A 6,155-nucleotide genomic window follows, 5' to 3' on the forward strand; every position below is an offset into this window, starting at 1 on the left:
GGCGGGCGCGGGTGAGCAGGGGGAGGGCTTCGCCGACCGGCAGGCACAGGGCGGGGACGGTGCCTCTGCGGGCTCCGGAGCCGTGCTGCCGTACGACCGTGAGGTCCTCGGTGTCTCCCGGCGGCGGCTCGCCGCCCGCCGGGTCCCAGAACGCGAACCGGCTGTGGCGGGGCAGCGGAGCCGGGAGGAAGACGGCGGCGAGCCGGACGGGGACGGCCGTCCGTGCGGGCACGGCCGGGTCGGCCTCGGGTACAGCCATGTCCCGCATACGTCCGGTCACCTCCCGCCCTTCGGTCGGACGAGCCGTTCCTGTGCGGCTCCGATCAGCTGTCTCCGACTCTACGGGCGGGGTCTGACAATCGGCCCCGGCGACCGCGCGCGAGCCCGAGCGGACCGGGATACTTCCTGGTCAAGGCACGGTTCGCGACACCACGTACACCATCGGATGGTCCGGGTTGGACCGGTTCACGACGATGTCATGGGTGGGTTGGGGATTCTTCCGGTCCTTGACGAGCCCGTACCACGGGCCGGTGCCGGTGAAGTTCCAGCCGACGATCCGCCGGTCCCGGGTGCCGATGGCGATCTCGCCCTCGTCCAGGTCGCCGGTGCCGACGCCGATCTGGTTGAGGAAGCTCTCCAGGCCCTCGTTGCTCGTATAGAACTGCACGTAGAGGCGGCTGGTCTTCCAGTTGTTCGTCTCGTAGTAAGCGACGTGCTTGGAGTACGGCGGGATCGGCACCTGGTAGAGGCGCTGCTGGACCCGGGAGGGCCAGTGCGCGGTGAGGCCGGTCGCCGAGTACTTCTCCTCCTTGTCCTTGCCGCTGTCGCGGCTCTGGTTGGCGGAGATCACCAGGTAGCCGGCGGGTACGCCGATGAGCAGCACGATGATCGACAGGGTGATCGTCCGGCGGCGGTTCCTGTGGCGGCGGTTCTCGGCGGGCCGCTCCGGCTCCTCCGGGGAGGAGCCCTGGCGCGGCACCGAGGCGGTCACGCGGAGTCCTGAGTGGTGCGGCGGGCCTCCACGTACCGCGCGTAACGCTCGTACCGCTCCACCCGGCGCCGGTTGGCACGGCGGAAGCGGCGGGCGACGAGTCTGGCGAGGTCGGCGGCGCCCACCATGCCGGCCTCGGGTCCGAGCTGGGCGCGCGCGATCCGGGCCTCCGGGCGGTAGCCGCGGCCGGTGAGGTGACGGCGGAAGGAGTCCCGCGCGGGGCCGATCAGCAGGTCGTCGGCGGCCGAGACGCCGCCGCCGATGACGAAGCAGGACGGGTCGAGGGCGGCGGCCAGGTTGGCGATGCCGACGCCGAGCCACTGGCCGATGTCCTGGAGCAGCTCGATGCACATGGCGTCGCCCTCACGGGCCAGCTCGGTGATCATCGGTCCGGTGATGTCGGCGATGTTGCCCTTGACGTGCTCGATGATCCCGTACGCCACCGGGGAGTCGGCCGCCGCGAGTTCGCGGGCCTCCCTGACCAGGGCGTTTCCTGAGCTGTACTGCTCCCAGCAGCCGCGGTTGCCGCACGGGCAGCGGTGGCCGCCGGGCACGACCTGCATATGACCGAACTCGCCCGCGACGCCGAACTTGCCGCGCTTGACCTGGCCGTCCTCCAGGATCGCGCCGCCGATGCCGGTGCCCAGCGTGATCATGACCAGGTGGTCCTCGTCGCGGCCGGCGCCGAAGCGCCACTCGGCCCAGGCGGCGGCGTTGGCGTCGTTGTCGACCAGGACCGGCACGGCGAGCCGGCCGGCGAGGCGGTCACGCAGCGGCTCGTTGCGCCAGGACAGGTGGGGAGCGAACAGGACGCGGTTGCGTTCCGCGTCCACCCAGCCGGCGGCGCCGATACCGACGGCGTGCACGTCGTGCCGGTCGGAGAGGTCCAGGACCAGTTCCGTGATGGTGTCCTCGACGACCTGGGGGCTCTTCGACTTGTCCGGGGTCTCCGTGCGGAGCTTCTCCAGGATGTTGCCGTCGGCGTCCACGACGCCCGCCATCACCTTCGTGCCGCCGATGTCGATGCCGACGGTGGGGACGCGGGGGGCCGTCAGATGGGAGCGGCGCTCGCGCGTTCCCACGGTCCGCAGGACGGTGGCCCGCGCGGAGCCGCGGTGGGTGAAGTCGCGGTAAGTGCTCATCAGGCCGATTCTGCCTTAACGCTCCGCTGGGTGCGGCGTGGGGGCGGGGGGTGCCATGGGTTGTTTTTCGGGTGCGGGTGAGTGGGGGCTGGTCGCGCAGTTCCCCGCGCCCCTCTGCGGCGGCTGCGCCGCCTTCCCAGGGGCGCTGCGGGCCCGAAAGACATTCCTTACGCCCTCACCAGCAATTGGAAGTCGAACGAATAGCGGGACGCCCGGTAGATGTGGGTGCCGTATTCCACCGCTCGGCCCGTGTCGTCGAACGTCGTGCGCTGCATGGTCAGGAGGGGGGCGCCCTCGGGCTCGCTCAGACGGTCGGCCTCGTCCGGGGTGGCCGCCTTCGCGCCGATGGTCTGGCGGGCGCTGTGGAGGGTGATGCCCGCGGCGCGCATGAGGCGGTAGAGGCCGGTGGCTTCGAGTTGGGGTGAGTCGAGGTCGAGGAGGTCGGTGGGGAGGTAGTTGCAGAGGTAGGCCATCGGTTCGCCGTGGGCCAGACGGAGTCGCTCGATACGGTGGACTTCGCCGCCCTCCGCGACGGCCAGGGCGGCGGCGACCTCGGCGGAGGCGGTGACGGTGGTGTTCAGCAGGACCCGGGTGGCCGGGCGCTGGCCGGCGGCCTCCAGGTCGTCGTAGAGACTGCTGAGTTCCAGGGGGCGTTTGACCTGGCTGTGGACGACCTGGGTGCCCACGCCGCGGCGGCGTACGAGCAGTCCCTTGTCGACCAGGGACTGGATGGCCTGGCGGACGGTCGGACGGGACAGGCCGAGGCGTGCGGCCAGCTCGATCTCGTTGCCCAGCAGGCTGCCCGGGGTCAGCTCGCCGTGCTCGATCGCGGCCTCCAACTGCTGTGACAGCTGGAAGTACAGCGGGACCGGGCTGCTGCGGTCGACGCTGAGCTGGAGCGACACGGTCGGAGCCACTTCTGGTTTCACCACGGGCCGAGCGTAGCCCCGGTGCTTGTTGACGGGAAGTTGCGTAGTTCGGTTGTCCGGACAAAGCATTGACACAGCGGCAGGTGCGACCCCACTTTGTTTCTCATGCGCATCGGACTTATCGGCGCGGGTCGCATCGGGACGTTTCACGCGACCACGCTCAGCCGCCACCGTGATGTCGGCTCTCTGATCATCACGGACGTCGATCCTGCTCGGGCCCATGACCTCGCGGATCGCCTCGGCGAGACAGTGGCGCCGGGCGTGGACGAGATCTTCACGTGGGGTGTGGACGCCGTGGTCATAACGGCCGCGACCTCGGCCCACGGCGAACTGATCGGTCGGGCAGCACGCTCGGGTCTCCCGGTGTTCTGCGAGAAACCCATCGCCGTGGACATGCCGAACACGTTAAGCGCGCTGACCGAGGTCGACGCGGCCGGGACAGTGCTGCAGATGGGCTTCCAGCGGCGCTTCGACTCCGGCTATGTCACCGCGCGGGAGGCGGTACGCGCGGGCCGGCTCGGCCGGCTGCACACCGTACGGGCGCTCACGGCCGATCAGACGCCGCCGCCCGCGGAGTACCTGCCGGTGTCCGGCGGGATCTACCGGGACTGCCTGATCCACGACTTCGACATCGTGCGGTGGGTGACGGGGCGCGAGGTCGCCACGGTGTACGCCACCGGGTCGGACGCCGGGCACCCGATGTTCCGGGAGGCGCACGACCTCGACACGGCGGCCGCCGTGCTCACACTGGAGGACGGCACGCTCGTCACGGCCACGGCGGCGCGGGTGAACGGGGCCGGGTACGACGTGCGGCTGGAGCTGGCCGGGGAGCTGGACACGGTGGTGGTCGGGCTGGACGACCGTACGCCGGTCGCGTCCACGGAACCGAAGGGGCCACCGCCCGCGGACAAGCCGTGGACCGGCTTCCTGGAGCGCTTCGCCGCCGCCTACGAGGCCGAGATCGCCGCGTTCGTCGAGGTGGTGCGGGGGGAGCGGGCGAACCCGTGCGACGGCCGTGAGGCGCTTCAGGCCCTTCGGGTCGCCGAGGCGTGCGAACTGTCCCGGCTGGAGCACCGGCCAGTGAACCTGGGCGAGATTCCGGGCGGCCGGGAGTAGCCCCGGGCCCGGCCCGTAGGCTCCTCCGCCCCGGTCCGGAAGGTTCGCGTGGTACCGCGGACTCGGATGCGTCGCGGCCGGTCGCGCAGTTCCCCGCGCCCCTGAAAAGCGGGGGCGCGCCCCGGCCCCGGGGCCGAGGTGTCCGAGCCCCGCCCGCACCGCACCGCACCGCACCGCACCGCACCGCACCGCACCGCACCGCACCGCACCGCACCGCACCGGGGCATTCTCGGCACTGCCGAGACACCGTCTGCCCCCGCGGGGGCAGCTTCACCCGACCCCGGCGAGGCGCCCCCTCACCGTCGAGGGAGCTTCAGGCCGATCAGGCGTCTTCGTCCCCGCCGGGCAGAACTCGGGGGTCCGGGGTGCCCTCCGGGGAGGGGGCGGGTAGGGGCGGCGGGGGCAAGAGAACACCCTCACCAGCGCAGGGGCAGGCTCCGTACTCCCCGTATCAGCATTCCCGGCAGCCAGTCGCCCGGTGGGCCGTCGAGGGTCAGGTCGGGGCAGCGCTCCAGGAGGGCTCGCAGGGCCACGCGGGCTTCCAGGCGGGCGAGGGGTGCGCCGAGGCAGTAGTGGATGCCGTGGCCGAAGGCGAGGTGGCCGCGGGTGTCCCGGTGGAGGTCGAAGCGGTCGGGGGCGGGGTAGCGGCTGCCGTCGCGGTCGGCGGCGGCCAGGCCGATCATCACCGAGTCGCCCGCCGCGATGGCCGTGCCGCCTATGTCCAGCGGCTCGGCGGCAAAGCGGAACGTCGCGTTCTCCACCGGGCCCTCGTGCCGCAGGGTCTCCTCCACGACCGCGTCGACGAGGCTCATGTCGGCCCGCACCTCGGCGAGTTGCCCCGGGTGGGTGAGGAGCGCGTGGACGGCGCCGGTGATGAGGTTGACCGTGGTCTCGTGGCCGGCGATGAGGAGGATGAACGCCATACCGCGCAGTTCCTCGGGCGACAGGCGGTCGCCGTCCTCGTCCGTCGTCCGGATCAGGGCGCTCAGGAGGTCGTCGGCGGGCGGGGAGCACCGCTTGTCCTCGATCAACTCGCGCAGATAGGCGGCGAGTTGAACGAAGGCCTCGTACTCGCTCTCACCGCTGGTCGGTGCCACCGCCTCCGTGGACAGCTTACGGAAGGCCGCCCGGTCGAACTCGGGCACACCGAGCAGCTCGCAGATGACGGTGAGCGGCAGCGGGTGGGCGAACGACTCCACCAGGTCGGCGCGGCCCTGCGGCACCATCGCGTCCAGCAGCGAGTCGGTGATCTCCTGGACCCTCGGCCGCAGCCGCTCGACCCGGCGTCCGGTGAACTCCCGGGCGATCAGCCCGCGCAGCCGGGTGTGCTGGGGCGGGTCGGCGACCAGCAGGTACTTGCCGATCAGCTCCTCGTCGAGGAAGGTCACCCCGGCCTTCGAGCCGTCCTTCGACAGCCGGGGGTCGGCGAGCGCCGCCCGCGCCTCCTCGTACCCGACGACGAGCCAGACCTCGTGGTGTGCGTCGTGCTTCGGCAGCCGGACCCGGTGCACGGGGCCGCGCTCCCGCAGCTTGGCGTAGACGGGATGCGGGTTCTCGGTGAACCCCGGCCCGTACTCCCCCAGATCGATCACCTGCGTGTGTCCCATGAGTCTCCCCCTCGCCCGTACAACGCCCGGGTCCACCCAGAAGTGCCCGCTCCCAGCCCCCGGCCCTCCGGCCGTGCCTGTCCCCCTAGCGCCCGCCGTCCTGGCGCCCGTCGTCCTCCAACAGCCCCGCGTCGTACGTCAACAGGGCGATCTGCACTCGGTTGTTGAGGTCGAGTTTGGCGAGGATGCGGGAGACGTGGGTCTTGACGGTGGCGACGCTCATGAAGAGTTCGGCGGCGATCTCGGCGTTGGAGGCACCCCGGCCGACGGCGACGGCGACCTCGCGTTCGCGGTCGTTGAGGGCGGCGACGCGGGAACGGGCGGTGGTGCGGCGGGTGTCGGGGGCGCTGCCGGCGGCCTGTGCCATGAG

General features: G+C 71.8%; 7 protein-coding genes. 1 reads left to right on the plus strand and 6 read right to left on the minus strand.

The features are described from left to right. The 4 genes from AWZ10_RS03175 to AWZ10_RS03190 form a co-directional block, all read right to left on the minus strand. Positions 1–268: hypothetical protein (locus AWZ10_RS03175; RefSeq protein WP_159058201.1), on the minus strand; the 268-nt coding region annotated here is incomplete at its 3' end. A gap of 141 nt (positions 269–409) precedes the next feature. Then, positions 410–991 (minus strand): hypothetical protein, encoded by a 582-nt coding sequence (locus AWZ10_RS03180; protein ID WP_046709071.1) that lies wholly within the window; start codon positions 989–991, stop codon positions 410–412. Beyond that, on the minus strand, positions 988–2,133 hold the full coding sequence (locus tag AWZ10_RS03185) for an ROK family glucokinase (protein ID WP_046709070.1): 1,146 nt from the start codon (positions 2,131–2,133) through the stop codon (positions 988–990). The genes AWZ10_RS03180 and AWZ10_RS03185 overlap by 4 nt, the downstream gene beginning before the upstream one ends. A 167-nt stretch (positions 2,134–2,300) precedes the next feature. Further along, on the minus strand, positions 2,301–3,038 hold the full coding sequence (locus tag AWZ10_RS03190; protein WP_173531678.1) for a GntR family transcriptional regulator: 738 nt from the start codon (positions 3,036–3,038) through the stop codon (positions 2,301–2,303). Between the two features lie 129 nt (positions 3,039–3,167). Between AWZ10_RS03190 and AWZ10_RS03195 the strand changes: the two genes are divergently transcribed. Beyond that, complete coding sequence (locus tag AWZ10_RS03195) at positions 3,168–4,178, plus strand: Gfo/Idh/MocA family oxidoreductase (RefSeq protein WP_046709068.1); 1,011 nt, start codon at positions 3,168–3,170, stop codon at positions 4,176–4,178. 416 nt (positions 4,179–4,594) lie between these two features. Here the strand turns inward: AWZ10_RS03195 and AWZ10_RS03200 are convergent, their stop codons facing one another. Together AWZ10_RS03200 and AWZ10_RS03205 are read right to left on the minus strand one after the other, a co-directional pair. Further along, positions 4,595–5,785 (minus strand): cytochrome P450 family protein, encoded by a 1,191-nt coding sequence (locus AWZ10_RS03200; protein WP_046709806.1) that lies wholly within the window; start codon positions 5,783–5,785, stop codon positions 4,595–4,597. Between the two features lie 85 nt (positions 5,786–5,870). Further along, the coding region (locus AWZ10_RS03205) for a response regulator transcription factor (protein WP_167365914.1) at positions 5,871–6,155 on the minus strand (285 nt) is incomplete at its 5' end.

Source organism: Streptomyces europaeiscabiei, assembly GCF_001550375.1.
Lineage (GTDB): Bacteria > Actinomycetota > Actinomycetes > Streptomycetales > Streptomycetaceae > Streptomyces > Streptomyces europaeiscabiei.